Source organism: Microbacterium sp. P26, from assembly GCF_023712585.1.
GTDB classification, from domain to species: domain Bacteria; phylum Actinomycetota; class Actinomycetes; order Actinomycetales; family Microbacteriaceae; genus Microbacterium; species Microbacterium algihabitans_A.
In genome coordinates, this window is sequence record NZ_JAMAXZ010000009.1 from 71,803 (window position 1) to 97,746 (window position 25,944).

The window sequence follows — 25,944 nt, forward strand, 5'->3', positions numbered from 1 at the left end:
ACATGAGCACATGTTCTTGGGTGCCTTGCGTGATTCCGGTCGAGCCATCGCGTCTTCCTGGTGGCGGCTGCTTCTCGTCCAGGTGCTCGTGGCGTTCGCCGCCGGTACAGCCCTGCTCGCGCTGAGCGTGTCGGCGCGGGCCGGAGCGACCGGGGTCTTCGCGTGGATCAGCGCGGATCCCGCGGCCAGCGACGACCGCGTCTCGGCCGCGGGGTTCGCCCTCGCTCTGCTGGTGGCGGCGATCGGGCTGCCGCTCTTTTCGGCGGGGACGGCCGCCCTCATCGTGCTGGTCGACGAGGGCGCGGCATCCGGGGACCCCCGCCTCGCGAACGCTCTCGCGCGAGGAATCCGCTCCGCGGTGCGCGCGGTCGCCGCCCTGGTGCCCGCCGTGGCGGCCGTGGTCGTCGCGTTCGTCCTGGCCCCCGTGATCAGCGCCGTCGGTCTCGTCGGACTCGTGGTCAGCGGCGCGGTCTTCGCCGTGCGTCGCCGCACCCGGCCGCAGGCGCGGTGGGCGTGGCGCGCGTGGACGATCATCGCGGTTCCGTTCGGGGTGCTGTGGTTCGTGTTGCCGCCGGCGATCCTCGCGGTGCCCGCGGCCGTCCTCGATCGCGCGTGGCCCCGCGTCGCCCTCACCCGTGCCGCGCAGGCCTCGCGCGCTCGCCGGGGCATCGTCCTCGCCGTGTGGGTGCTGTCGGTCGCGCTCTTCGCCGGGGCGCTCCTGCTCACCGCGACCGCCGCCACGCCGGGAGGCTCGGCCCTGGTCTCGTACGCGACCGGCATCGCGCAGCTCGTGCTCGCGCCCCTGCCCGTGATCGCGGCGACCGTGCTCTACCGGCGTGCGGGCGGGCCCCGGCCCGCTCCGGCGTCGGCGCTGAAGTCGTCGGCTCCGTCTCTGCTCGCCGCGCCCTCCGGGGTTCTCGCGCGGGTGGCGACGGTGACGGTCGTCGCCCTGCTGCTGCCCCTCGGCGTGGTCGCGTCGGGGAGCGCGGCGTCGGCCGCCGGCACGACCGCGGCCCGTGAGGTGTTCGTCGTCACCTCGGATGAGGACACGACGGATGCCGCGGCCCTCGCCGCCCAGCAGGACGCGTGCACCACCGGCTCGGGCGCGTGCACCTTCCGCGCAGCGGTCGCCGTCGCCGAGTCGCTGGCGCGCGCGGGGGCTCCGCGGGCGACCGTGCGCTTCGACGGTCCGCGCACGATCGCGCTCTCGGCCCCGGTGCGCTTCGAACCCGACACGGCGCCCTCGACCGGCGGCGGCGGCGACAACCCCGGCGAGGAGACCCCGCCGGGCGAGACGCCTCCCACCGAGCAGCCTCCCACCGAGCAGCCTCCCACCGAGCAGCCCCCGACCGAGCAGCCCCCGACCGAGCAGCCCCCTACCGAGACGACCCCGACCGAGCAGCCCCCTACCGAGACGACCCCGACCGAGCAGCCGCCGTCGGAGACCCCGCCGACCGAGCAGCCGCCGACCGAGACCCCCGCTCCGCTCGACGAGCAGCCGCAGAGCGACGAGCAGCCGCAGAGCGACGAGCAGCCGCAGGCCGACGAACGCCCGCAGGGCCGTGCCGTCGACGCGGTCGTGGGGGCACCGGCATCCGTCTCCTCCGCTCCCTTCGCCGCGGTGACCGAGGTGCGCGGCCTCCTCACGATCGAGGGCGCCGGATCGATCCTCGACGGGCAGAACCGGACGCAGATCCTCCGGGTCGCGAGCGAGAAGTGGGACCTGAGCGTCTCCGACCTGACGTTCCGCGACGGGGCCTCCGCCGATTTCGCGGGCGGTCTGCTCGCCGGGGTGGCGCAGACGACCCTCGTGCGCACGGTGTTCCGCGGCAACTCCGCCCCCTACGGCGCGGGCGCCCTGTTCACGCAGCGTCTCACGGTCGATGCGAGCGCCTTCTTCGGCAACTCGGCGACCGGGTGGGGCGAGACGACGTGGGGCGGAGCGATCCGCGCCGCGGGCGACACCCGCATCACCAACACCACGTTCTCGGCCAACCGCATCGGCGACAGCGTCGGCGCGTCGCGCAACCAGGGCACCGACGTGTACGCCGAGACGGCCATGACCGTGGTCAACTCGACCTTCGTCGACTCCGTCGGCGGATCGCTGACGAGCCCGAACGGCACCTCGACCGTGCGCAACTCGGTCTTCTCGGTCACCGACGGCATCACCCCGGGGCTCGCGTGCTCGGGGAGCCCGTTCGTGCTGTCAGACAACCTGCACCAGCAGGGCGACGGCAGCTGCGTGACCGGCGACACGCACGCGCGCCTGCCCTACACGATGCTCGGCCAACTCGATGAGACCGGGCCCGTGCCGTTCTACCCCCTGCGCCTGACCGCAGACAACGGAGCCCTCGGCGCGGGAGCGGACTGCCCCTCGAGCGATGCGCGCGGCAACGCCCGCCCGGCTCAGGGCTGCGACCTCGGTGCGGTGCAGGCCGACGGCGGCTCGAGCCTGCGGGTCACCGCGACCGCCGACGAGCAGGTCGGCGCCCGCGCGACCTTCCGCGCCACCGTCGCCGGTGTCTCCGGCGCCCAGCCGCGCGGGCAGGTCACCTTCACCATCGGCGACCGCACCGTCGGCCCCCTCGAGCTCACCGAGAGCTCCGCCCCCGCGCAGCACGGAGTCGACACCGCCGTCGCCGTCGTCGACGATCTCCCCGTCGGCAGTGCCGTCACCTGGTCGGCCGCCTTCACGGGGGCCGACGGGTTCCGCGACAGCGTCTCCACCGCGCAGAGTCTCACCCTGACCCCCGTCGGCACCTTCGTCACCCTCACGTGCGCCGCCGCGAACGGCACGGGCGTGTGCGCGGGCTCGGACTGGCCGGTCGCGAGCGGCGCCACGCTGCAGCTCGACATCGCCGTGTCGGACACCCGTGCGGGCACCGTGGTCATCGCGAGCGACGCCGCGGGCACGACGACCCTCGGCGACCGGGTCGCGACGGTGGACGGTCGGGCGAGCATCGGCATCCGCTCCTCCGCTCTCCCCGACGGTCGCACTCCGCTCTTCGCCGTGTTCACCAGCGACGACGGCCGTGTGCAGGGGGCCTCGCTCGCCGGCCCCGCGGCGACGAAACGCGCCGCGGCCACCGTCGAGGTGAAGCTGAACGCCGCCCAGGCGACCTGGGGCGACGCGAAGACCGCGCGCGCCACCGTGACGGTGACGGGAACGGGCGCGACGCCCACCGGAACCGTGTTCGTCAACGGCGCCGGCACGATCGCCCTCGACGCGACCGGTCGCGCCGACGTCGACCTCAGCCTCGCCCCCTTCGCCACGACCTCGTTCACCGCGCAGTACAGCGGTGACGGCGTCTACGCTCCGGTCACCTCCGCTGCGGCAGGGCCGTTCCGTTTCACCCCCGCCGACGTGAGCGTGCGCATCACGGGCACCCAGCCCGCGTCCCCCGTCGTCGGCAGGCCTTTCGTGGTCCTGGTCGAAACCGAGTCGGTGGCCCCCAGCACGACGGTCCACCCCCTCGGCGACCTCACCCTGCTCGTCGACGGAGCGCCGGTCCCGGGCGCGACGGCCACCAGCGGCGGCGGCGGAACCGGCCCCCTGACGACCTGGACCGTGACCCTCCCCGCCGACGCCCTCGGCACGGGCGAGCACACTCTTCGCGCGGTCTTCCGCGGCGGAACGGGATTCACGGATGCCGAGAGCACCACGGTCTCGAGCAGCATCGGGCTCGCCGGCACCACCACGACCCTGGTCGCGACCCCCGATCACGTCGCGTTCGACGGCACCATCACCCTCCGCGCGACGGTGACGGCCGCGGGCGATTCCCGCACCCCCGCCGGCGAGGTCGTCTTCTCGCGCGGCGACACCGTGCTCGGCACCGTCGCGCTCGCCGGGTGCGAGACACCCGCGGGCTGCGCTCAGGCGTCGCTCGGGGTGGCCGCCTCGACGATCGACGTCGGTGATCGCACCGTCACGGCGCGCTACGTCGGCGGCGATCTCTTCGCCCCCTCGGTCACGGCGCCCGTCGCGGTGACCGTGACGCCGGCCGCTGCCGTGGTGCAGCTCAACCTGCCGCGCGAGCTGGCCTTCGGCGTCGGGGGCGGTTTCACCGTCTCGGTGGCGGCCGGCGCGACGCGTCCCGCTGCCGGAGTGGTCACGGTGACCGCTCTCGCGGCCGACGGCTCGCGCCTCGACCTGGGCACCGTCTCGCTGCGCGACGGTGTGGGAACCCTCACCCTCGTCCCCGGTGCGCTCCCCGTCGGCTCCTACACCGTGACCGCCGCGTTCGCGGGCGATGCACGCTTCGCGGCGGCGAGCGCCGACCGCCCGCTCGCCGTGAGCTCGGCGAAGACCGTGATCGGCCTCGACGCCTATGTCGACCGGACGCTCACCTGGGGCGGGACGCATGATGTCGGCGTCACCGTCTCGACGACCGGTCGGCTCGGACCCGAGGGCGAGGTCGTCCTGCGCTGGCGCGGACACGAGGTCGGCAGCGCGACGCTCAGCTCCGCCGACGACGCGGGAGGGGGCCGCCGGCACGTCGTGGTCACCGCGCACTTCGATTTCGACCCCGACGCGATCGGCTCGGGCGCCCTGACCGCGGTGTTCCGCGGCGCCGACGGCTTCGCGGGGGCGTTCCCCGGTGAGGGCGGCAGCCCGGCCGACAGTCAGTCGATCTCGGTCGTCCCGATCGACGCGGTGACCGGCATCACCAGCAGTATCGCCTTCGGGCAGCGAGCGGATGCCACGGCCACCGTCACCGTGCCGGGTACCGCCCTCGTGGCGCGGGGCACGGTCACCTTCACCCTCTCCGCGCCCGGTGTCGCCGATCGTTCGGCCACGACGTCGCTCACGGACGGTCGGGCCTCGCTGCACGACACCGAGCTCGGCGGCGTCGTCGTGGACCGCGCGGGCTTCTGGGTCGTGTCGGTGAGGTACAACGGCCCGATCGGCGATGCCCGCTACGTCGCCCGCGCTCCGGGTGATTTCGCCTTCGTCTCGGTCAACCTGCACTCGACCTCGGCCGTCGTCACGGCGACCCCGACCGCCTCGAGCGTCGAGGCGCGCGGCGTCCTCTCCGCCGATATCCGCGTGACGGCCCCCACCTCTCCCGGCGGCACGGTGCGACTGCGCAGCCAAGACACCCGCGTCGAGGGTCCGGCCGTCGCCGTGGTGAACGGCGTGGCACGGGCGACCTTCCCGATGCCGGCCGACTGGGCCGACAGCGACCGCGCCTTCGTCGCCGAGTACTCGGGTGATTCGGCGCTGTCGTCGGCGACCTCGGCGGCGTTCACGGTGCGCGTGGTCCCCACGGCCACTCGTGTCGTGGTCGAGGCGACCGATCCACTCGCCCCTGTCGCGCTCGTCGGGTCGACGACGTCGTTCACCATCCGTACCTCGGCCGGTTCGGCGCCGACCCCTGAGGGCTTCTTCACCCTCTCGCGCGACGGTCGGGAGTTCGCCCGGGCGCCCATCGGCGCGAACGGGGCCACGCGCGTGAGCACGACGGTGCGCGAGGCCGCCAGCGGTCCGATCACGGCGACCTTCACCCCGCTCGAGGCCGGGTACGCGCCGAGCACCGGCACGACCTCGCAGGACTGGGCCCTGGCCCCCGTCACGGTCACCGTCCGCAGCGACGGCGCCACCGTGGGGCGGTCGGCCGCGGTGTCGGCATCCGTCGCCTATGACGCCTCGCGCTACCCGACGCTCGGCCTCGAGGGTCTTCCCGCGTCGGCTCCGAGCGGGACCGTCCTGCTCGACGCCGGATCGGGCATCCGCTGCACGATGGATCTCGTCCCGGATGCCACCCGCCCCCACGCCTCGACGGGCTCGTGCGACCTGCTGTTCCGCACGGCCTGGCACCACCCGATCACCGCGACGTACACGGCGGCGAACGCGTGGGAGTCCCGCAGCGTGCCCGCGATCGTGGTCGTCACGACCGGCCAGACGGCGGTGAGCCTGTCGGCTCCCACCGACGCGTGGGTCGGACTCTCGACGATCCCGGTGCGCTGGAGCGTCGCCGGACCCGCCGCGGGCACCGTTTCGGTGCTGCTCGCCGGCACCGAGGTCTGCACCTCGGCGGCGATGAGCGGCTCGTGCTCGGTCGCATTGCCGGCGTCCGCCGAGGCGGGCGCGGCCCTCACCCTGCGGTACCGCGGGGGAGGCCTCGACTGGTCGGATGCGGATGCCACCGTCCAGAACCAGGTCGTCGCGTGCGTCCCGACGCCCGCCACCGACGTTTCTCCGTCGGGGACGGGGACGGTCACGCTGCTGACCGCGCCGACCTGCGGAGCCGGCGCCGGCTACCGCGTCGACACCGACGTGCTGGTGCAGGCGACCACGCCCGACGACTCCGTCGTGACCGGTCTGACCCTCGACACCGTGCCGGTCGCCGACGTCGCGACGGGAGGGACCACCGCCCTGACCACGCTGCGTCTGCCGCTGCGCGTGATCGACGGCTCCACGCCCCTGCGCTCGCGTCTGCTGGCGACCACCGGGGCCCGATGCGTTCCCGTGGGCATCGGCACCTCCGGACTCGACGATCGACTGCTCGCCGTCAACATCGTCGAATGGATGCCGCAGGCCGACTGCGGTCGCGAGACGCGCGTCGCCGACGGTCGGCCGGTGGCGATGCTGCGGGTCGGCTCCGACTTCACGGTGTCGCTGCGCACCGACCGCATCCCCGCGCACACCAAGCTGCTCACCTGGGAGCAGACGGCGGGGACGCAGCGCAGCTTCCCCGAGGGCGATGCCGCACGCGCGTCGACCTGGACCGTGCGCGTGGCCGCCGACACGAAGGACGTCCGCGCCCTGTTCGGGCCCGTCTGCTACGGCCTGCCGACGGTGGTCCAGCCGACGAACGGACGGATCACCCTCACCCCGCCGGCGCAGAACTGCGGCGATCCGTACACCGGGCTGAGCGGATGGCTGCGGGGGACCACGGTCTCGGGAGAGCTGCAGGATGCCACCGCGGGCACCCGCACCTACTTCGACGGGTGGGCGGGTGACACCTCGCGATTCACCGATGTGAGCTCTTCGTCGCGCACGACCACCCACGCGCTGCGGTTCACCGTCTCGGAGCGGCCCTTCACGATCGCGGCGACCTACGCGGCCTGCGTGGCGCTGAAAACCGACGTGATCGGCAAGAGTCTCAACGGTCGGCCGCCGGGGATCGTCTCGGTCGCCACCGAGTCGAACTGTCCTGCGGGCACGGGCACGAAACAGGACTGGTGGTCCCGCGACAGTGCCGGCGGCGGGGAACGCTGGTTCCGCAGCGGAACGAGCGTCACCCTCAGCTCCACCCTCGCGGCGAACTCCCCGAAGGCGACCTCGTTCCTCGGCTGGACGGGGATCACGGGCGGCGACGCCGCGCAGGCGACGACCACCACGACCCTCACTTCCGACGCGACGGCCGTGGCCGCCTTCGGCAACCGGCAGAACTGCATGCCGGTGCGCATCCAGACCGCTCCGGCGGGAGCGCTGAACGTCGCGGTCGACTGGGGGTCTGACGGCAACGTCTGCGACCCCACCGGCTCGCGTCCGCTTTCCGACGGGCGTTACGACCAGGGCACCGGCGGCGCGCTCCTGAATGCGGTGACGTCGCCTGCGAGTCCTCTGGCGGAGGGAGCCGACATCGTCTGGGCGTGGTCGGCCCAGCAGGCACCGGCGCCCGGGGAGGCGCCCGCCGCCCTCTCCAGCCTGTGGGAGGAGACCCCCGCGCTGCAGCAGGGTGTCTACGGCACGGTGAACGCGGTCGCCTACGCCTGCAACCGCGTCCTGGTGGACGCGTCGGTGCGCGCCCCCGACGGCACCGTCGTCCGCGACGCCGGGGCGAGCAACATCGCCCCCGCGGGGGACACGAAGCTCAGCGGCTTCGTCGGACTCCCCGCCGCCGACTGCTCCGTCGGCGCGAACCCGCGATCGGGGCGGTCGGGGTACTCCTGGCAGGTGGGCACCCCGCTTCTGCCCGTCGTGCTGGCCGACTCGGGGGCCTACCGCTTCACCGGGTGGAGCGGAGACGTCACCGGAACCGGCGACACCCCCGACCAGCCCCTCGTGCTGGGCGGTGTGCCGCAGCCGGCGAGCGGACTGCAGTTCCACCACCGCATCACGGCGAACTTCACCGCGATCTGCCACCGATTGACGATCGGATCGGATGCCGCGCAGCTGAAGGTGCACACCGCGCCCAACTGCCCGGGGGTGGACGCCTCGCAGAACATGTACCTCGGCAACACCTCCGTGGTGGTGCAGGCGGTCGACGGCGACGCGTTGTTCCGCCACTGGGTCAGCGGATACGACACGGTCTCGACGGCCGACGGGCACTGGGCGACGGTGAAGATGACCGACGACCGCACGGTCATGCCCTACTTCTCCTCCAAGTCGCCGGGTGAGGTGGTCAGCTCGGTGGCGACCGCGGTGGGCGATTACGCCGCGGTGTCGTCGAAGAAGCTGATCGGCTTCGTCAGCGCCGGGGCTCTCGCCTTCGTCAAGACGCTCACCGCCCCGATCGCGGCGGTCGGGACGGCGCTGGGCGGGCTCGCCGACATGTTGGAGTACTTCAACGTGCGCGGCTCGTTCGTCGACGGGCTGCACGACACGGCGGCCGTGGTCGAGTCGATCCTCGCGATGGTTTACTCGCCGATGGAGTGCATGACCCAGTGGTCGTCCGGCGGAACCAACAGCATGTTCTACGGCATCCAGAACGTCGTGGGCGGGATGGCGGTGGGCGTGCTGACCGCCGATGCGGCGGGTGCGGCGAAGACCGTCAAGACGGCCGAGAGCAAGTTCGCCGCCGCCGTGGATCAGGCGAAGAAGATGAAGGCGGCGGCGGATGCCGCGAAGGAACGAGCCGAGCAGACCCAAGACGTCATCGACGCCGCGCGCGCGGCCTCGGCATCGGTCGACAACGACACCGCTGGCCTGGAGAGCACCGCCTACGAGGCGTGGGGGACGCAGAAGGGGGCATCGGTGTTCTCATCGTGCATGTCGTCGACGATGGGTGCCGGGCTCGACCGGCTGTCGGGGCGATAGCGCAGCCTTCGCAGACCTGGTCGCCGTCCTCGCCCTCGCGGGTGGGGGCGGCGGCCCCCGACCAGGGCAGCGTCTGTGCGTCTCCCGCGGTGCGCCGGCGCTCCGCTAGGCTGACCCCACAAGTCCACACCGGCCCCATGATCGATGCGGGAGAGCTCCGGCGAACGCAGCCGGGCACCGAAGGAGCAAGCCTCCCCGCCAATCTCTCAGGTACGCGTACCGCGTCGATCGGGCCACTCTGGAAAGAGGTTCGGGATGCCACGTCCCCGAGCCCGCCGACGGTGAAAGCCGCGCGAGTCGCGCGGTGAAACTCTCAGGCCCATGACAGAGGGGGAGTTCTTCAGGCGCCGCCCGGCGTCTGTCCGTCATCGCGAACGGCAGAACTCATGACCGAAACCCCCGCTCCACCGCGCACGTCGCCGCTGAACGATCGGCACGAGGCCCTCGGCGCCTCGTTCACCGACTTCGGCGGCTGGAACATGCCCGTGCGCTACACCTCCGACCTCGCCGAGCACCGCGCCGTGCGCGAAGCCGCGGGGCTGTTCGACATCTCGCACATGGCCGAGTTCCGCGTCGAGGGCGAGGCCGCGGCCGCGTTCCTCGACCACGTGCTCGCCGGGCGCTTGTCGACCATGAAGATCGGCAAGGCGAAGTACTCGCTCGTGCTCGCCGAGAGCGGCGGCATCGTCGACGACGTGATCGTCTACCGCCTGGGGGAGCAAAGCTTCCTCGTCATCTCCAACGCCGGCAATCGGGATGCCGTGGCCGCGGCGTTCGACCTGGCTCAGCGCACGTGGGTCCCCGCGTCGGACGCTTCGACAGGCTCAGCGACCGTCGCTCGCGGAACCCTCACGGTCGCCGACGTCACCGACGACTACGCCCTCATCGCCCTGCAGGGGCCCGAGGCCCGCGGCATCCTGAGTTCCACCCCGGGTGTCGAGATCACCGGCACCGCCCTCGACGAACTGGGCTACTACGCCTGGACCGAGGGCACCTTCGACGGGGCGCCGCTGTTCGTCGCCCGCACCGGGTACACGGGTGAAGACGGCTACGAGCTCATGATCCCCACCGCGCAGGCGTCCGCCCTGTGGGACGCCGCGCTCGCCGCGGGCGCCGACCGGGGCCTCGTGCCGTGCGGTCTCGCCGCGCGCGACACCCTGCGCCTCGAGGCCGGCATGCCGCTGTACGGCCACGAGCTCTCGCGCGACATCGTCCCGGCGCAGGCGGGTCTCGGCCGCGTCGTCGCCGTCGACAAAGAGGCGTTCGTCGGCAAGGACGGCCTGTCGTCCGGTCCCGCCGACGCCCCCGTGCTCGTGGGTCTCGTCTCGGAGGGCCGCCGCGCGGGCCGCGCCGGTTATGCCGTGCTGCACGGCGACGACACCGTCGGCGAGATCACCAGCGGCGCCCTCAGCCCCACCCTCGGCCACCCCGTGGCCATGGCGTTCGTCGCACCCGCGGCATCCGCCATCGGAACCGAACTGTCCATCGACGTGCGCGGAACCCGCATCCCCGCGACCGTCACCGCCCTTCCCTTCTATCGGAGAAACGCATGACCGACCTCACCGCCCTCAGCTACACCTCCGAGCACGAGTGGATCGCCCTCGAGGGCGACATCGCCACCGTCGGCATCACCGACTTCGCCGCCGACAAGCTCGGTGACGTCGTCTTCGTCGAGCTGCCCGGCGCCGACTCGGCCGTCTCGGCCGGTGACGTCTGCGGCGAGATCGAGTCGACCAAGTCGGTCGGAGAGCTCTACGCGCCCCTGAACGGCACGGTCGTCGCGGTCAACGACGCCGTGGTCGACGACCCCTCGCTGGTCAACGCCGAGCCGTTCGCCGGCGGGTGGCTCATCAAGATCCGCGTCGAGGGCGACCTTCCCTCCGACCTGCTCGACCGCGCTGCCTACGAGGACCTCACCGCATGAGCACTCTCCTTGCTCCCCGCACGGACGCGGGCACCCCGGCCGCCTTCACCGACCGCCACATCGGCATCGGGCCCGACGCCCAGGCGCACATGCTCGAGGTCGTCGGCCACGACAGCGTCGAGGCGCTCGTCGAGACCGCGGTCCCGGCCTCGATCCACGTGCGGGCCCGCGCCACCAGCGCGATCCCGACCGCGGCCACCGAGGCCGAGGCCCTGGCGGAACTGCGGGAGCTGGCATCCGCCAACCGCTCCGCCCGCCCCATGATCGGTCTCGGCTACTACGACACCTTCACGCCGTCGGTGATCGCGCGCAACGTCCTCGAGAACCCGTCGTGGTACACGGCGTACACGCCGTACCAGCCCGAGATCTCGCAGGGCCGGCTCGAGGCGCTCATCAACTTCCAGACGATGGTGACCGACCTGACCGGTCTCGCCACGGCGAACGCGTCGATGCTCGATGAGTCCACCGCCGTCGTCGAGGGCATGCTCGTCGCCCGCCGCGCGTCGAAGGCCAAGACCGACCTCTTCCTGGTCGACGTCGACGCTTTGCCGCAGACCAAGGCGCTGCTGCACCACCGCGCCGCGGCCGTCGGCATCCGCATTCTCGAGACCTCGTTCGAGGGCGACCTGCCCGAGGCGTTCGGCGCGTTCGTGCAGTACCCCGGCGCGACCGGTCGCATCTGGGACTTCTCGGCCGTGGCCGAGACGGTGCACGCCGCGGGTGGTCTCGTCGTGGCCGCCGCCGACCTGCTCGCCCTGACCCTGCTGCGCTCGCCCGGCTCGCTCGGCGCCGACGTCGCAGTGGGCACGACGCAGCGCTTCGGCGTGCCGCTCGGCTTCGGCGGACCGCACGCCGGCTACATGGCCGTGCGCGCGGGCCTCGAGCGTCAGCTGCCCGGTCGCCTGGTCGGCGTCTCGCAGGATGCCGTGGGCGCCCCCGCCTACCGCCTGTCGCTGCAGACGCGCGAGCAGCACATCCGCCGCGAGAAGGCGACCTCGAACATCTGCACCGCCCAGGTGCTGCTGGCCGTCATGGCGGCGATGTACGCGGTCTACCACGGGCCCGACGGGCTCCGCGCGATCGCGACGCAGGTCGCGCGCAAGGCCGACGCCTTGGCATCCGCTCTCCGCTCCTCCGATCTGACCCTCGCGAGCGACGCCTTCTTCGACACCGTGCGCGTGCACGTGCCGGGGCGGGCGCAAGACGTGGTCGACCGCGCCCGCGAGCGCGGCTACCAGCTGCTCTGGGTCGACGACGCGACGGTGGGCGTCTCGGTCGATGAGACGACGACGGATGCCGATGTCTCGGCCATCCTCGACGCCTTCGGTCTCGCCGCGGAAACGCTCCCCGAGGGCGAGGCGCTGCGCGGGATCGATGCGGCCCTGCACCGCGACGACGAGTTCCTCACGCATCCCGTCTTCCACGCGCACCGCAGCGAGACGGCGATGATGCGGTACCTCAAGACCCTCGCCGACCGTGACTACGCGCTCGACCGCGGCATGATCCCGCTGGGTTCGTGCACGATGAAGCTCAACGCGGCCACCGAGATGGCGGCGGTGTCGTGGCCGGAGTTCTCGCGCGTGCACCCCTTCGCGCCCGAGGCCGACGTGCACGGCTACCTCGAGATGATCGAGCAGCTCGAGCGCTGGCTGGCCGAGGTGACCGGCTACAACGCGGTCTCGCTGCAGCCGAACGCGGGTTCGCAGGGCGAGCTCGCGGGGCTCCTCGCGATCCGCGGCTACCACCTGGCGAACGGCGACACCGAGCGCACCGTGTGCCTCATCCCGTCTTCGGCGCACGGCACGAACGCCGCCTCGGCGATCCTCGCGGGCATGAAGGTCGTCGTCGTCGCGTGCGACGAGGCCGGCAACGTCGACCTCGGCGACCTGCGCGCGAAGATCGCGCAGCACGCGGCGGAGCTCTCGGCTCTGATGATCACGTACCCCTCGACCCACGGGGTGTACGAGCACGACGTGCTCGAGATCACGCAGGCCGTGCACGATGCGGGCGGCCAGGTGTACGTCGACGGCGCCAACCTCAACGCGCTGCTGGGCTTCGCCCGCTTCGGCGACCTGGGCGGCGACGTGTCGCACCTCAACCTGCACAAGACGTTCGCGATCCCGCACGGCGGCGGAGGACCCGGTGTCGGCCCGGTCGCGGCGAAGGCGCACCTCGCGCCGTACCTGCCCTCGCACCCGTTCTCGCAGCGCGCGGACCACGCCGGTGGCGTGTTCGACGGGGGACCGGTCTCGGCCGCGCCGCACGGCTCCGCCGGGATTCTGCCGATCTCGTGGGCGTACGTGCGCATGATGGGCGCCGAGGGCCTTCGCCAGGCGACGGCCGCGGCGGTGCTCTCGGCCAACTACATCGCCACGCGCCTGCGCGAGCATTACCCGGTGCTGTACGCGGGTGAGGGCGGACTCGTCGCACACGAATGCATCCTCGACCTGCGTCCGCTCAAGGAGCAGACCGGTGTCACCGTCGACGATGTCGCCAAGCGTCTCATCGACTACGGCTTCCACGCCCCGACGATGTCGTTCCCGGTCGCCGGCACCCTGATGGTGGAGCCGACCGAGAGCGAAGACCTCGCCGAGCTCGACCGTTTCGTGGATGCCATGATCGCAATCAAGCACGAGGCCCTCGCGGTCGCGGCGGGGGAGTGGCCCGCCGACGACAACCCGCTGGTCAACGCCCCGCACACCGCCGAGACGGTCGTGGTGGGCGAGTGGGAGCACCCGTACTCGCGCGAGACCGCGGTGTACCCGGTGCGCTCGCTGATCCGCGGCAAGTACTGGCCCCCGGTGCGCCGCATCGACCAGGCCTACGGCGACCGCAACCTGGTCTGCTCGTGCCCGCCTCCGGAGGCGTTCGCCTGACCCGCGAACGGCGTCGACTCCCCGGCATCCGGGGTCGGCGCCGCGCGGGGTCGGCGGGGTCCGGCGGGGTCGGCGGGGTCCGGCGGGGTCCGGCGGGGTCGGGCGGGGTCGGCGGGGTCGGCGGGGTCGGGCGGGGTCGGGCGGGCCCTCCGCGGGCCTGTTGGCCCCGCGAGACTGCATGTCGCTGACAACTCCGTTGCAGCCTGACGCAGGTTTGTCAGCGAGATGCAGTCTCGCGCTTGATTGCGCCGAGGCCCGGGGCCGCGAGATGTCGCGCTGCCCCGCGCACCGCCGCCCCGCGCACCGCTGCCCCGCGCACCGCCGCCCCGCGCACCGCTGCCCCGCGCTGCACGCGCGCCGCCTCGGGCCGCATTGCGCCCCACCGGGCGTCGAGACTGCATGTCGCTGACAACTCCGTTGCAGCCTGACGCAGGTGTGTCAGCGAGATGCAGTCTCGCGCTTCGATGACCCCCGAAGGACGCCCCGAAGCGAGGCCAAACGGCCCGGATCGGGGGTGTGCACGATCGGTACTCCGGCGCCCCGCAGCATCGCGCGCAGGGAGTCTCCCTCCGCGACGTCGTCCCACGTCCAGTGCACGACGGTGCGAACCCCTGCGGCCAGAAGGCGTCGATCACGTTTCTCGCGTGCCCGAAGCGCCTCCAGCGGATCGCCGAAGCGTCCGTCGTACTTGTGATGACCGTCCGATTCTCCGGCGACCCTCTGTTCTGGCCACCAGAGATCGACGCGGTCCGGCCCGTCGTCCGTTCCCGGAAATCGCTCCTGCAGTTCGGGAGCCGGAAATCCCAGCCACTCGGTCGAGGCCCTGCTGATCGACTCGAGAACGGACTCCGCCGCCGGTTCAGCGCGATGAAGCGCCCACCTCGCTTGTCTCCTGCCGCGAGCCGATGATCGTTCCTCGTTCAGCACGACGAGGGCGAGCTCACGCAGCGTGGGGTCGCGGCGCACCGTCGCGTCGGCGACCGCCAGTGCGAGAGCCGGATGCCGTGAACGCGCGATGTCGATGCACGTGTCGGCAAGCGATGTCATCCGGATGCCGTCGACCTCAGCGAACGTCCGATCCGGGGCTGCCGTCGTGTGCACGCGCACCCCGCCCGAGCGCCGAGAGGTCGCGCCGTGCTCGGCGAGGACGTGGATGTCATGGTCGCCACCCACCACCGGAAGCCCCAGAAGGACGGCGGCCGACTCGAGACAGAACACATCATCCGGATGCCACATCGCGTGCGCCTGCACACGGAGCCCGTACCGCTGCCATGGCGCCAGGGCGTTCCATTCATCGCGCCGGGCGTACACGCCCCGATTGAGACGGAGCACCTCGCCCCTTCGCCGGCTCCGCGTCGAGTGCACCAGAGTGCCGGCGGGGAGCAACGTCGCGGGGAGCTCGAGAGAAGACATGAGATCCACCGTGCTCGCGCGACGCCGTCCCCGGGGCACGCGACGAGCGATCCGTGGAGAACACCGCGCACCGGCATCCGGTGCAGAAGGCGCACGATGATCGACTGCCCTGGCTGCACGCCGGAGAGGCCCGCTGTCGGTCGTCGTCTCGCACGCCCACGCGTGCAGGTCGCGCGCCCTCGCCCCACATGCGCCGAGACTGCATCTCGCTGACAACGCCGTTGCAGCGTGACGCGGGTTCGTCAGCGAGTTGCAGTCTCGCGCGAGATCGGCACCCCGCGAACCATCACGCCCGGCGGTCGCGGTCAGAGGCGTGCCCGCGCGTAGACCCGCCGAGACTGCATCTCGCTGACAACGTCGTTGCAGCGTGACGCGGGTTCGTCAGCGAGTTGCAGTTTCGCGAGAGATCGGCACCCCGCCAACCATCACGCCCGGCGGTCGCGGTCAGAGGCATGCCCGCGCGTTGACCCGCCGAGACTGCATCTCGCTGACAACGTCGTTGCAGCCTGACGCGGGTTCGTCAGCGGGTTGCAGTTTCGCGAGAGATCGGCACCCCGCCAACCATCACGCCCGGCGGCCGCGGTCAGAGGCACGCCCGCGCGTAGACCCGCCGAGACTGCATCTCGCTGACAACGCCGTTGCAGCGTGACGCGGGTTTGTCAGCGAGTTGCAGTCTCGCGACAAATGAGACCCGAAATCGGCGCGCGCACAGGGCCGACCCCCACCCGGCGGGCCCGAGGAGATCCCCAGGGGGCCTTTAGTAAAGTGCCCCTGTGCACCACGGGCTGAACGACGTTCCTCGACCGAATCGACGACGCCGCGGAGTCGGCGGCCTGCTCGCGATGGCCGCAGCCGCCGCCGTCGTGCTCGCCGGGTGCTCCGCGCCTGAGACGAGCCCCGCGCCGCGCGAGGAAGAACCCACCACCCTGACCCTCGGTGTGGTCGGCTCGCTCACGAGCTTCAACGCGGCCAGCGCCACCGGCGACACCGACGCGAACCGTGCCGTCGCAGCCCTCCTCGACGAGAAGCTCGGCTCTCTCGACGGCAACCTGCAGGTCGTTCCGAACGACGGCCTCGGCCGCATCACCCGCGTGCAGGGCGACCCGCTGAAGGTCAGCTACGAGCTCTTCAGCGACCGCGTCTGGTCCGACGGCACGGAGGTCAGCCTCGACGACCTGCTGTTCGGCTGGGCCGTGTCGTCGCACTACTTCGACGACGCCACCTACGACGCCTCGGGACAGCTGGTGTCGGGCACCCGCTACTTCGACACCGCGACACCGGCCGATCCCAACGCCGCGACCACGCGGCCGAGTCTCGACCGCGCCAACGACACCCTGACCCTCACCTACGACCAGCCGTTCGCCGACTGGAACCGGCAGTGGCTGCTCGACCGGCCGATCCACGTGGTCGCGCAGCGCGCGGGCGTGAGCGTGAAAGACCTCGTGACGGCGATCATGACGACCCCCGCGGGCGACCCGGCGGCACCGCGCGAGCCGAACCCGGTGCTCGCGGCGGCCGCGAAGGTGTGGAACACCGGGTTCGACGTGGCGCCCGGCACGACGCCCGATCCCGCCGGCGTCGTCTCGTCGGGACCGTGGAAGGTCAGCGCCATCACCGCCGACACCCTCGAGCTCGCGCGGCGCGACAGCTATCAGGGCGGTCACTTCCCGGGGCTCGAGAGTCTGAAGGTCCGCTTCTTCGCCGACCGATCTGCGCAGCTCTCCGCCGTCGAGGCGGGGGTCGTCGACGTCGCGAACGTCGGTGACATCGACGCCACCGAGCTCAAGACGCTCACCGATGCCGGGCTGCAGGTCAGCACCGGACCGACCACGCAGACCCTGCAGCTGCGGTTCGCCGACGGCACGGCATCCGCCCTCCGTCGGGCCACGACCCTCTCGCTCGATCGCTCCGCGATGGTCAAGGACGTGCTGGGCGACGTGCGCCCCGACGCGCAGCCGCTGCAGTCGTTCCTCTCGTCGCCGGCGACCGGCCAGCTCTACAACGACCTCGTGTCGGGCAACGGCGCTCCAGGAACCGGGAGCGACGTCGACGGAGCCCGCTCGGCGCTCGACGACCGCGCGGCCGTGCTGCGCGTCGCCTACGACAGCACCGATGAGGTGGCGTCGAGGGTGTTCGCGCGTCTCGTGACGATGGCGGCCAAGGCGGGCATCGCGGTGCGCGCGGCGGCGGCCGACGACGTTCCGGATGCCACCTTGGCCTGGGTGGGCGAAGACGAGAGCCTCTACCGCTCGGCGCGCGACCGCATCGCGGAGGGAGTCGACGGCGAGAACACCGACGAGCTCTTCGACGAGCTGACCGTGCACACCGATCCGGTCGACGTGCTCTCCGAGGCCAAGGAGATCGACCGCTCGCTCTTCACCGCCTTCGCGGGCGTGCCGTTGCTGGAGCGCACGGGTGCCGTGGTCGCCGCGGCCGGCGTCGGGGGAGTGGCCTACACCTCCGAGCCCGACGGCGTGCCCCCGGCGTTCTGGACCTGGTCGCCGCCGCAGGGCTGAGCGACGTTCCCGATGCCGGGAGCCCGGCGTCCCAGACGCGTCCGCCGTGTGCGCAGAGGGGGGTTCCGGATGCCGAGCCCCGGCGTGTCCGTGCCGGTTCGGGGCATCAGCTCGACGGCGTCGGTGCCGGCGTGGGTGCGAAGATCCCCGGCCACCAGGCCGCGGCGAGCGGGTAGCCCACGAAGGCGACGATGTCGATGATCGTGTGCGCGATGACGAGCGGCATGACGCGCCCCCAGCGCTTGTAGCACCAGCCGAACACGAGCCCCATCACGACGTTGCCGAGGGCCGAGGGCCAGCCCTGGTACAGGTGATAGCTGCCGCGGAGCAGGGCCGTCGACACGATGATCCCGGTCCACGACCAGCCGAGGCGGCGCAGGCGATCGAAGAGGAAGCCGAGGAAGATGACCTCTTCGGTGAGGCCGGCGCGCAGCGCCGCCAGGATCAGGAGCGCGATGACCCACCACGACGAGTCGAGCGGGGCGGGGACCACCGCGATGCTCTGTCCGATGGAGCGGCCGATCGCGTAGACGCCGATGCCGGGTGCCCCGATGACCACGACGAGCAGGACTCCCCGCAGGAGGTCGCCGCCGAAGCGGCGGAAGTCGAGTCCGATGCGACGCAGCGCGTTGTTCGCCGGCTCCCACAACAGGTAGACGGCGAGGGCGACCAGGGCGAGCGAGAAGAAGATGTCGAGGAACTGGTAGATCGCGTCCCACAGCGGCTCGGCACTGCGCGACGGGTTCAGCTGCGTCTGCTGCTGCGAGATCGGGGCGCGGGTGGCTGCACGCACGAACGACACGACCGAGTAGATGGCCGACTGACCGACGCTGACGAGCAGCACGATCGCGATCTCCCAGCCCAGACGCCGGCGGTTGTACCGGTCGGCGGGGGAGAGGGCCGGAGGATACATCCAGTCGGCTGGACCCTTCGACCGCCCCGGCTTGTCAGATTGCTCCATCGAAGCCCTTTCGAGTAAATGCTGTGTAACGTTTTTCAGTGAAGTTTGGGGCACCTGGGTAAACGTGCCTAGTGTGTTCTCATCCTGCCCGACGGATCTTCCCTTCAGCTTGTGCTGCCTGGAAGCGCTGCCAGGGCGATGATCATCCCTTCCCTGGAGGAACTGTGAAGCGCAACAAGATTGCCCTTTCCGGTCTCGCCCTGCTGGGAGCTGTCGGGCTTATGCTCGCCGGCTGCGCAGGCGGAGACACGGACAGCGGCTCTGCATCCGGCAGCGGCGACGCGTCGGCGATCATCCGGACGAACGGCTCCGAGCCGCAGAACCCGCTGATCCCCACCAACACCAACGAGGTCGGTGGCGGAAAGATCCTCGACTCGATCTTCGCGGGCCTGGTCTACTACGACGCAGACGGCGCCCCGGTGAACGACATGGCCGAGTCCATCGTCACCAACGACCCCCAGAACCTCACGGTCACCCTGAAGAAGGGCCAGAAGTTCACGGACGGCACCGAGGTCAAGGCCGACAACTTCATCAAGGCCTGGAACTACGGCGCTCAGCTGTCGAACAACCAGCTCAACAGCTACTTCTTCGAAGACATCGTCGGCTTCAGCTACGACGCTGACTCCGAGCTCACGGGTCTGAAGAAGGTCGACGACTACACCTTCACGATCGAGCTGTCCAAGCCCGCCGCCGACTTCGCGCTGCGCCTCGGCTACTCGGCGTTCTTCCCGCTGCCCGACTCGGCCTTCGCCGACATGGCCGCGTTCGGTGAGAACCCGATCGGCAACGGCCCGTACAAGCTCGCCAGCGACAGCGCGTGGCAGCACAACGTGCAGATCGACCTCGTCAAGAACGAGGACTACCAGGGCGGCCGCACCGTCGCCAACGGTGGTCTGACCGTCGTCTTCTACGCCTCGCAGGACGCGGCCTACGCCGACCTCCTCGGTGGCAACGTCGACGTGATCGACGCGATCCCGCCGGCATCGCAGGCGACCTTCACCTCCGACCTGGGCGACCGCGCGGTCAACCAGCCGGCGGCCGTGTTCCAGTCGTTCACGATCCCCGAGCGCCTCGCGCACTTCAGCGGTGAAGAGGGCAAGCTGCGTCGTCAGGCGCTGTCAATGGCCATCAACCGCGACGAGATCACCAAGACGATCTTCCAGGGCACTCGTACGCCCGCCAGCGACTTCACGTCGCCGGTCATCAACGGTTGGTCCGACTCGCTCGAAGGCTCCGACGTGCTCAAGTACGACGAGGCCAAGGCGAAGGACCTGTGGGCCCAGGCCGACGCCATCTCGCCGTGGACCGGCACCTTCCAGATCGCGTACAACGCCGACGGCGGACACCAGACCTGGGTCGACGCGGTGACCAACTCGATCAAGAACACCCTCGGTATCGACGCGTCCGGCGCGCCGTACCCGACGTTCAAGGAAGCCCGCTCGGCCATCACCGACCGCAGCATCCAGACCGCGTTCCGCACCGGTTGGCAGGCCGACTACCCCGGTCTGTACAACTTCCTCGGACCGCTGTACGCGACCGACGCCTCGTCCAACGACGGTGACTACTCGAACCCCCAGTTCGACCAGCTCCTGAGCGACGGCATCGCCGAGACCGACGTCGACACCCAGAACCAGGACTTCCAGAAGGCCCAGGAGATCCTCCTGCAGGACCTCCCGGCCATCCCGCTCTGGTACTCCAACGTGACCGGTGGCTTCGCCGAGGGCGTGAACAACGTCAAGTTCGGCTGGAACTCGGTTCCGCTCTACTACGAGATCACGAAGTAACCCTTCCGATCTCTGGCCGCGAGGCGGTGACGGATTCGTCACCGCCTCGCGGTCTGCCAGCCAGGCCTCATCACGACGTGTGATAAAACGGCACGGGCCCTTTCGCGGCCCTGCCCCCCACGAAACGTCGGATGAGGCGTTTCCCACGTTCGAAAAGAGAGCGGATGCTCGGCTACATCCTCAGACGTCTGCTGCAGGTGCTTCCCGTGTTCTTCGGGGCCACCCTGCTGATCTACTTCATGGTCTTCGCCATGCCGGGAGACCCGATCCTCGGGCTCTTCGGTGACAAGACCCCCGCCCCGCAGGTCGTCGAAGCCTTGCGGGCCCAGTACCACCTGGACCAGCCCTTCATCGTCCAGTACTTCCTCTACATCGGCGGCATCTTCCAGGGTGATCTCGGAACCACGTTCTCGGGTCAGTCCGTCAACGAGGTCCTCGCGCGCACGCTCCCCGTGACGGCGCGTCTGGCGATCATGGCCCTGGCGATCGAGTTCGTGCTCGCCGTCGTGGTCGGCACGATCTCGGCCATCCGCAAGGGCAAGCTGTTCGACAACGTCGCGCTGATCATCGCGCTGCTGTTCGTGGCGCTGCCGATCTTCGTGGCCTGCTTCCTCGCGCAGTACTTCCTCGCGGTCCAACTCGGCTGGTTCCGCCCGACGGTCGGTGCCCAGAACAACTGGGGCGATCTGATCCTGCCGGCCATCGTGCTGGGCTTCAGCCTCTTCGCCACGAGCATGCGCCTGATGCGCGGGTCGGTCATCGACACGCTCAACCAGGACTGGGTGCGCACCGCCTACAGCAAGGGCCTCTCGCGTCGCCGCGTGATCCCCGTGCACGTGCTGCGCAACTCGCTCATCCCGGTCATCACCAACTCCGCGACCAACTTCGGCGTGCTGCTGGTCGGCGCGACCGTCACCGAGGGCATCTTCAACATCCCCGGTGTCGGTAACACGCTGTACCAGGCCACCATCCGCGGAGAGGGCCCCACGGTCGTGTCGTTCGTGACCGTCTTCGTCATCATCTACGTGCTGGTCAACCTGGTCGTCGACCTCCTGTACGGCCTTCTCGACCCGAGGATCCGCTATGTCAAGTAGTCAGTTCCCGGCGCCGCACTACGTCGCGCCGATCAAGACCGAAACGATCTCCGTCGACGCCGTCCGCGTGGCGGCGCGCAAGAGCAACCTGTGGCTCGACGCGTCGCGCGACCTCCGCCGTCGGCCCACCTTCTGGATCGCCCTCGCCGTCATGTTCGTCGTGATCCTCATGGCGATCGCTCCGACGCTGTTCACGCAGGTCCCCCCGAACAACGACTGCCAGCTGTCCAACAGCAACGGCGGACCGCAGGCGGGTCACATCCTGGGCTTCACGTTCCAGGGCTGCGATACGTTCTCGCGCATCGTCTGGGGTGCCCGCACCTCGCTGTCGGTGGGTCTGCTGGCCACCGCGATCGGCACGATCATCGGCCTCATCATGGGCGCACTGTCGGGCTTCTACGGCGGATGGCTCGACGCGGTGATCTCGCGCGTCGGCGACATCTTCTTCTCGATCCCCTACATCCTCGCGGCCATCGTCGTGATGAGCGTGTTCTCGCAGTACCGCAACGTGCTGACCCTCGCTTTCGCCATCGGCGGGTTCGCGTGGGCCTCCACGGCTCGCGTGGTGCGCGCCGAGGTGCTGCGCGTGCGCCAGGCCGACTACGTCGCGGCCTCGCAGGCGCTGGGGCAGACGAAGTTCAAGACGCTGCTGACCCACGTCATCCCGAACGCCATCGCGCCGCTGCTCGTGGTCACCACGATCAGCCTCGCCGCGGCGATCGTCGCCGAGGCGACCCTGTCGTTCCTCGGCGTCGGCCTCGGCGGCAGCACCATGTCGTGGGGCAACGACATCAGCCAGGCGCAGCAGTCGCTGCGCGTGGCACCCGCGGCGCTCATCTGGCCCTCGGTCGCCCTGACGGTCACGGTGCTGGCGTTCATCCTGCTGGGCGAGCTCATCCGAGACGCCATCGACCCGAGAGCGAGGGCCCGCCGATGAGCGACGCCACCATGACGCCTCTGCTGTCCATTCGCGACCTCAAGGTCGCCTTCGAGGGCGAGGGCGGATCCCGCCAGGTGCTCCACGGCGTGAGCCTCGACGTCTTCCCCGGCCAGACCGTCGCCATCGTCGGCGAGTCGGGCTCGGGAAAGTCGACGACCGCGTCCGCGGTGATCGGCCTGCTCCCCGGCACCGGTCACGTCACCGGCGGCAGCATCACGCTCGACGGGCGCGAGCTGACCGACCTGAGCGCGACGCAGTTCGAGTCGGTGCGCGGCAAGGACATCGGCTACGTCCCTCAGGACCCGATGTCGAACCTCAACCCGGTGTGGAGCATCGGCTTCCAGGTGAAGGAGGCGATCCGTGCGAACGGCATCGCCACCGGTCGCAAGGAGGTCGAGAAGCGCGCGATCGAGGTGCTGAAGCAGGCCGGCCTCGCCGACGCCGAGCGTCGCCTGCACCAGTACCCGCACCAGTTCTCGGGCGGTATGCGCCAGCGCGCGCTCATCGGCATCGGCCTCGCGGCCGACCCGAAGCTGCTGATCGCCGACGAGCCGACCTCGGCCCTCGATGTGACCGTGCAGCGCGTGATCCTCGACCACATGGCCTCGTTGACGCGTGAGCGCGGCACCTCGGTGCTGCTCATCACGCACGACCTGGGACTCGCCGCCGAGCGCGCCGACACCATCGTCGTGATGAACCAGGGCGAGATCGTCGAGTCGGGTCCCAGCCGCGAGATCCTCGAGAACCCGCAGCACCCGTACACGCAGCGCCTCGTCGCCGCCGCGCCCAGCATCGCCTCGCAGCGCATCCAGGCGAAGGTCGCAGACCGCGGCATCCTGCGCGAATCCGACATCGACGCCCCGGCGACCGTCAAGGTCACCGACCTGGTCAAGGAGTACAAGATCCGCCAGGGCGGGTTCCGCAGCGAGCAGTTCCGCGCCGTCGACGGGGTCTCGTTCGAGATCCCGCGCGGCAAGACGCTGGCTCTGGTGGGGGAGTCGGGCTCGGGCAAGTCGACGATCGCCAAGATGGTGCTCAAGCTCGAGGAGCCCACGTCGGGCTCGATCGAGGTCGACGGGGTCAACACCGGCAAGCTGAACGCGAAGGACACCTTCAACCTCCGGCGCCGCATGCAGCCGGTGTTCCAGGACCCGTACGGTTCGCTCGACCCGCTGCGCAGCATCGGCAACCTGATCGCCGAGCCGCTCAACATCCACAAGGTGGGCGACAACGCCTCACGTCGCGCCCGCGTGGAGGAGCTGCTCGAGCAGGTCGCCCTGCCGCAGGAGCTTGCCTCGCGCTACCCCAACGAGCTGTCCGGCGGGCAGCGTCAGCGTGTCGCCATCGCGCGCGCCCTGGCGCTCAAGCCCGACATCCTCGTGCTCGACGAGGCCGTCTCGGCCCTCGACGTGCTGGTGCAGGCGCAGGTCCTCCAGCTGCTGGCGGAGCTGCAGTCCGAGCTCGGTCTGACCTACCTGTTCATCACGCACGACCTCGCCGTCGTCCGCGTCGCCGCCGACCTGGTGTGCGTCATGGAGCGCGGCAAGCTCGTGGAGCAGGGCACGGTCGACGAGATCTTCGCGCAGCCCTCGCAGGAGTACACGCAGCGTCTGCTCGACGCGATCCCCGGCGCCTCGCTGTCGCTGGGTGGCGCGTGACGCGCGACGAGCGATTCCGGGGCACGGAACACCCGCGGGTGTTCCGTGCCCCGTCCGCGGTCGTCGGGCTCGTGCTCGGGGCCGCGCTGGCGGTCGTCCTTCTCGGCGACGCCGCGATCCGGGCGGGCATCGGCGAGATGCTGCTCATCGCCCCGTGGGTGCTGTTGGCGCTCTGGGGCGTGTACGCCCTGCTGTTCGCCCCGCACGTGCGGATCGATTCGAACGGCATCCGGATCCACAACCCGCTGCGTGTCAGCGACATCGCCTGGGCGCGTGTCAGCGACATCGACATGCGCTGGCAACTCGAGGTGAAGACCGACGAGCCGCGGGTCTACAAGGCCTTCGGCGGGCCCGTCGCGGGCCGCCCCGGTCGACCGCCGCTGCGCCGCGGTGACGACGACCGTGCGCGGCGCGAGCCGCCCGCCATCCGCGACCTCCAGATCATCCAGGACGCGTGGGAGTCGGCGCGTCCGACCGCCCCGAAGGACGGCGTCGTCCGTCGTTTTTGGGACATACCCTCGGCGATTTCCCTCCTGGTTCTGATCGTCTGGGTTATTATCGCTTTGTTCATTTCCGGCGGTATCCGCTGAGCGCAGTGCTGCGCTCGAGCCAGCCGCTCGTGACAAACCGCCATGTAAGGGGTTTGTTACGTTCGTGAAAAGTGTGTTCCCCCGGCACACCTTCTGCGAAAAGCCGACGTAGGGTCGCTGAAGATCCTTAGCCAGGCGAAAGAATCGGCGGGGGATCTCGAAGGCGAGAGGACCACCATGATGCACACCCCTGAGACGTTCCGGACGGGCATTCGCGCGTCATGACGTTCTACGTTCTGCGCCGGTTCCTGAACTACGCCGTTCTCAGCCTGCTCGCCACGTGCCTCGCGTACGTGCTCGGCAGCGCGCTGCTGCGGCCCCAGGACCGCTTCTACGGCATGAACCCGCGGCCGCCCCAGGAGTCGATCATCGCGAGCCTCGACGCTCTCGGGGCCAACCCCGACGTGCCGATCATCGTGCGCCTGTGGAACTGGCTGGTGAACCTGTTCACCAACTTCTCGCTCGGCACCACGATCGGCGGCCAGGACGTCATGACCGAGATCGCCACGCGCGCCGGCACGAGCCTGCGCCTACTGTTGATCGGCTCGATCCTCGGCGCCATCGTCGGCGTACTCATCGGCGTGTGGGGGGCGGTGCGCCAGTACCGCGCGAGCGACCAGGTCACGACCTACGCGTCGTACCTCGTGTTCGCGACCCCGACGTTCGTGATCGGCGTGCTGCTGATGATCGCGGCCACCGCCTTCAACAACGCCCTGGGCACCCAGGTGATCCGCTTCACCGGCGAGTACACCGCGGGAGTCGAGGGCTTCGGACCGATGCTGGCCGACCGTGCCGTGCACCTGCTGCTGCCCACGATCGCCCTCGTGCTCATCAGCGCCGCGTCGTTCTCGCGCTACCAGCGCAGCATGATGCTCGACGTGCTGGGGGCCGACTACATCCGCACCGCCCGCGCGAAGGGCCTGCCGCGCACGCAGGCGTTGTTCCGCCACGGCGTGCGCATCGCCCTCATCCCGATGTCGACGTTCTTCGCCTACAGCTTCGGCACCTTGATCGCCGGGTCGGCGATGCTCGAGATCGTCTTCTCGTGGCGCGGCATGGGGCAGTTCCAGCTCAACGCCGTGACGCAGCAGGACATCAACGCGGTCGCCGGCTCGACGCTCTTCGTCGCCGTTCTCGTCCTGCTTTCTTCGACCCTGTCCGAAGTGCTCTACGCAGCCCTCGACCCGAGAGTGAGGAGCTGA

At 70.7% G+C, this 25,944-nt stretch carries 13 protein-coding genes and 1 riboswitch; of the genes, 11 read left to right on the forward strand and 2 right to left on the reverse strand.

Going from position 1 to position 25,944, the window contains the following annotated elements; genetic code table 11:
• Positions 1–10 precede the first annotated feature (10 nt).
• The 4 genes from M3667_RS15930 (at position 11) to gcvP (ending at position 13,786) form a co-directional block, all read left to right on the forward strand.
• A complete protein-coding gene (locus M3667_RS15930) occupies positions 11–8,986 on the forward strand; it encodes an Ig-like domain repeat protein (protein ID WP_251509471.1) in 8,976 nt (2,991 codons plus the stop codon).
• A gap of 137 nt (positions 8,987–9,123) precedes the next feature.
• A riboswitch (glycine riboswitch) is annotated at positions 9,124–9,218 on the forward strand.
• A gap of 154 nt (positions 9,219–9,372) precedes the next feature.
• Positions 9,373–10,539 carry a glycine cleavage system aminomethyltransferase GcvT gene (gene gcvT / locus M3667_RS15935; RefSeq protein ID WP_251509473.1) on the forward strand — a complete coding sequence of 389 codons (1,167 nt, stop codon included), beginning with the start codon at positions 9,373–9,375 and terminating at the stop codon, positions 10,537–10,539.
• A complete protein-coding gene (gene gcvH, locus M3667_RS15940) occupies positions 10,536–10,910 on the forward strand; it encodes a glycine cleavage system protein GcvH (protein WP_251509475.1) in 375 nt (124 codons plus the stop codon). The genes gcvT and gcvH overlap by 4 nt, the downstream gene beginning before the upstream one ends.
• Positions 10,907–13,786, forward strand: a complete 2,880-nt coding sequence (gene gcvP / locus M3667_RS15945; RefSeq protein ID WP_251509477.1) for an aminomethyl-transferring glycine dehydrogenase — start codon at positions 10,907–10,909, stop codon at positions 13,784–13,786. Before gcvH ends, gcvP begins: the two co-directional genes overlap by 4 nt.
• 438 nt (positions 13,787–14,224) lie before the next feature.
• Here the strand turns inward: gcvP and M3667_RS15950 are convergent, their stop codons facing one another.
• Positions 14,225–15,199 (reverse strand): hypothetical protein, encoded by a 975-nt coding sequence (locus M3667_RS15950; RefSeq protein WP_251509479.1) that lies wholly within the window; start codon positions 15,197–15,199, stop codon positions 14,225–14,227.
• 773 nt (positions 15,200–15,972) lie between these two features.
• On the opposite strand from M3667_RS15950, the gene M3667_RS15955 reads away from it, so the two are divergent.
• Entirely contained in the window at positions 15,973–17,715 is a 1,743-nt protein-coding gene (locus M3667_RS15955) for an ABC transporter substrate-binding protein (RefSeq protein ID WP_251509481.1), read from the forward strand.
• A 106-nt stretch (positions 17,716–17,821) separates the two neighbouring features.
• Here M3667_RS15955 and M3667_RS15960 read toward each other — a convergent pair whose 3' ends face one another.
• On the reverse strand, positions 17,822–18,628 hold the full coding sequence (locus M3667_RS15960) for a CPBP family intramembrane glutamic endopeptidase (RefSeq protein WP_251509483.1): 807 nt from the start codon (positions 18,626–18,628) through the stop codon (positions 17,822–17,824).
• A 212-nt stretch (positions 18,629–18,840) separates the two neighbouring features.
• Here M3667_RS15960 and M3667_RS15965 point away from each other — a divergent pair, with 212 nt between their 5' ends.
• The 6 genes from M3667_RS15965 to M3667_RS15990 all read left to right on the forward strand — a co-directional run bounded on the left by M3667_RS15965 (position 18,841) and on the right by M3667_RS15990 (position 25,944).
• Positions 18,841–20,460, forward strand: a complete 1,620-nt coding sequence (locus tag M3667_RS15965) for an ABC transporter substrate-binding protein (RefSeq protein ID WP_251509485.1) — start codon at positions 18,841–18,843, stop codon at positions 20,458–20,460.
• Positions 20,461–20,624: 164 nt separating this feature from the next.
• Positions 20,625–21,554, forward strand: coding sequence for an ABC transporter permease (locus tag M3667_RS15970; protein WP_144835187.1), 930 nt, complete (start codon positions 20,625–20,627; stop codon positions 21,552–21,554).
• Positions 21,544–22,491, forward strand: coding sequence for an ABC transporter permease (locus M3667_RS15975; protein ID WP_251509487.1), 948 nt, complete (start codon positions 21,544–21,546; stop codon positions 22,489–22,491). Before M3667_RS15970 ends, M3667_RS15975 begins: the two co-directional genes overlap by 11 nt.
• Complete coding sequence (locus tag M3667_RS15980) at positions 22,488–24,152, forward strand: ABC transporter ATP-binding protein (RefSeq protein ID WP_251509489.1); 1,665 nt, start codon at positions 22,488–22,490, stop codon at positions 24,150–24,152. The genes M3667_RS15975 and M3667_RS15980 overlap by 4 nt, the downstream gene beginning before the upstream one ends.
• 38 nt (positions 24,153–24,190) lie before the next feature.
• Entirely contained in the window at positions 24,191–24,742 is a 552-nt protein-coding gene (locus M3667_RS15985; RefSeq protein WP_251509490.1) for a hypothetical protein, read from the forward strand.
• 221 nt (positions 24,743–24,963) lie between these two features.
• On the forward strand, positions 24,964–25,944 hold the full coding sequence (locus tag M3667_RS15990) for an ABC transporter permease (protein ID WP_251509493.1): 981 nt from the start codon (positions 24,964–24,966) through the stop codon (positions 25,942–25,944).

Bases quoted from the DNA above. Each gene is read 5' to 3' on its own strand.
- gcvP (WP_251509477.1), top strand. From the start codon at position 10,907: ATGAGCACTCTCCTTGCTCCCCGCACGGACGCGGGCACCCCGGCCGCC.
- gcvH (WP_251509475.1), top strand. From the start codon at position 10,536: ATGACCGACCTCACCGCCCTCAGCTACACCTCCGAGCACGAGTGGATC.
- M3667_RS15970 (WP_144835187.1), top strand. From the start codon at position 20,625: ATGCTCGGCTACATCCTCAGACGTCTGCTGCAGGTGCTTCCCGTGTTC.
- M3667_RS15960 (WP_251509483.1), bottom strand. From the start codon at position 18,628: ATGTATCCTCCGGCCCTCTCCCCCGCCGACCGGTACAACCGCCGGCGT.
- M3667_RS15975 (WP_251509487.1), top strand. From the start codon at position 21,544: ATGTCAAGTAGTCAGTTCCCGGCGCCGCACTACGTCGCGCCGATCAAG.
- M3667_RS15950 (WP_251509479.1), bottom strand. From the start codon at position 15,199: ATGTCTTCTCTCGAGCTCCCCGCGACGTTGCTCCCCGCCGGCACTCTG.
- M3667_RS15990 (WP_251509493.1), top strand. From the start codon at position 24,964: ATGACGTTCTACGTTCTGCGCCGGTTCCTGAACTACGCCGTTCTCAGC.
- gcvT (WP_251509473.1), top strand. From the start codon at position 9,373: ATGACCGAAACCCCCGCTCCACCGCGCACGTCGCCGCTGAACGATCGG.
- M3667_RS15930 (WP_251509471.1), top strand. From the start codon at position 11: ATGTTCTTGGGTGCCTTGCGTGATTCCGGTCGAGCCATCGCGTCTTCC.
- M3667_RS15980 (WP_251509489.1), top strand. From the start codon at position 22,488: ATGAGCGACGCCACCATGACGCCTCTGCTGTCCATTCGCGACCTCAAG.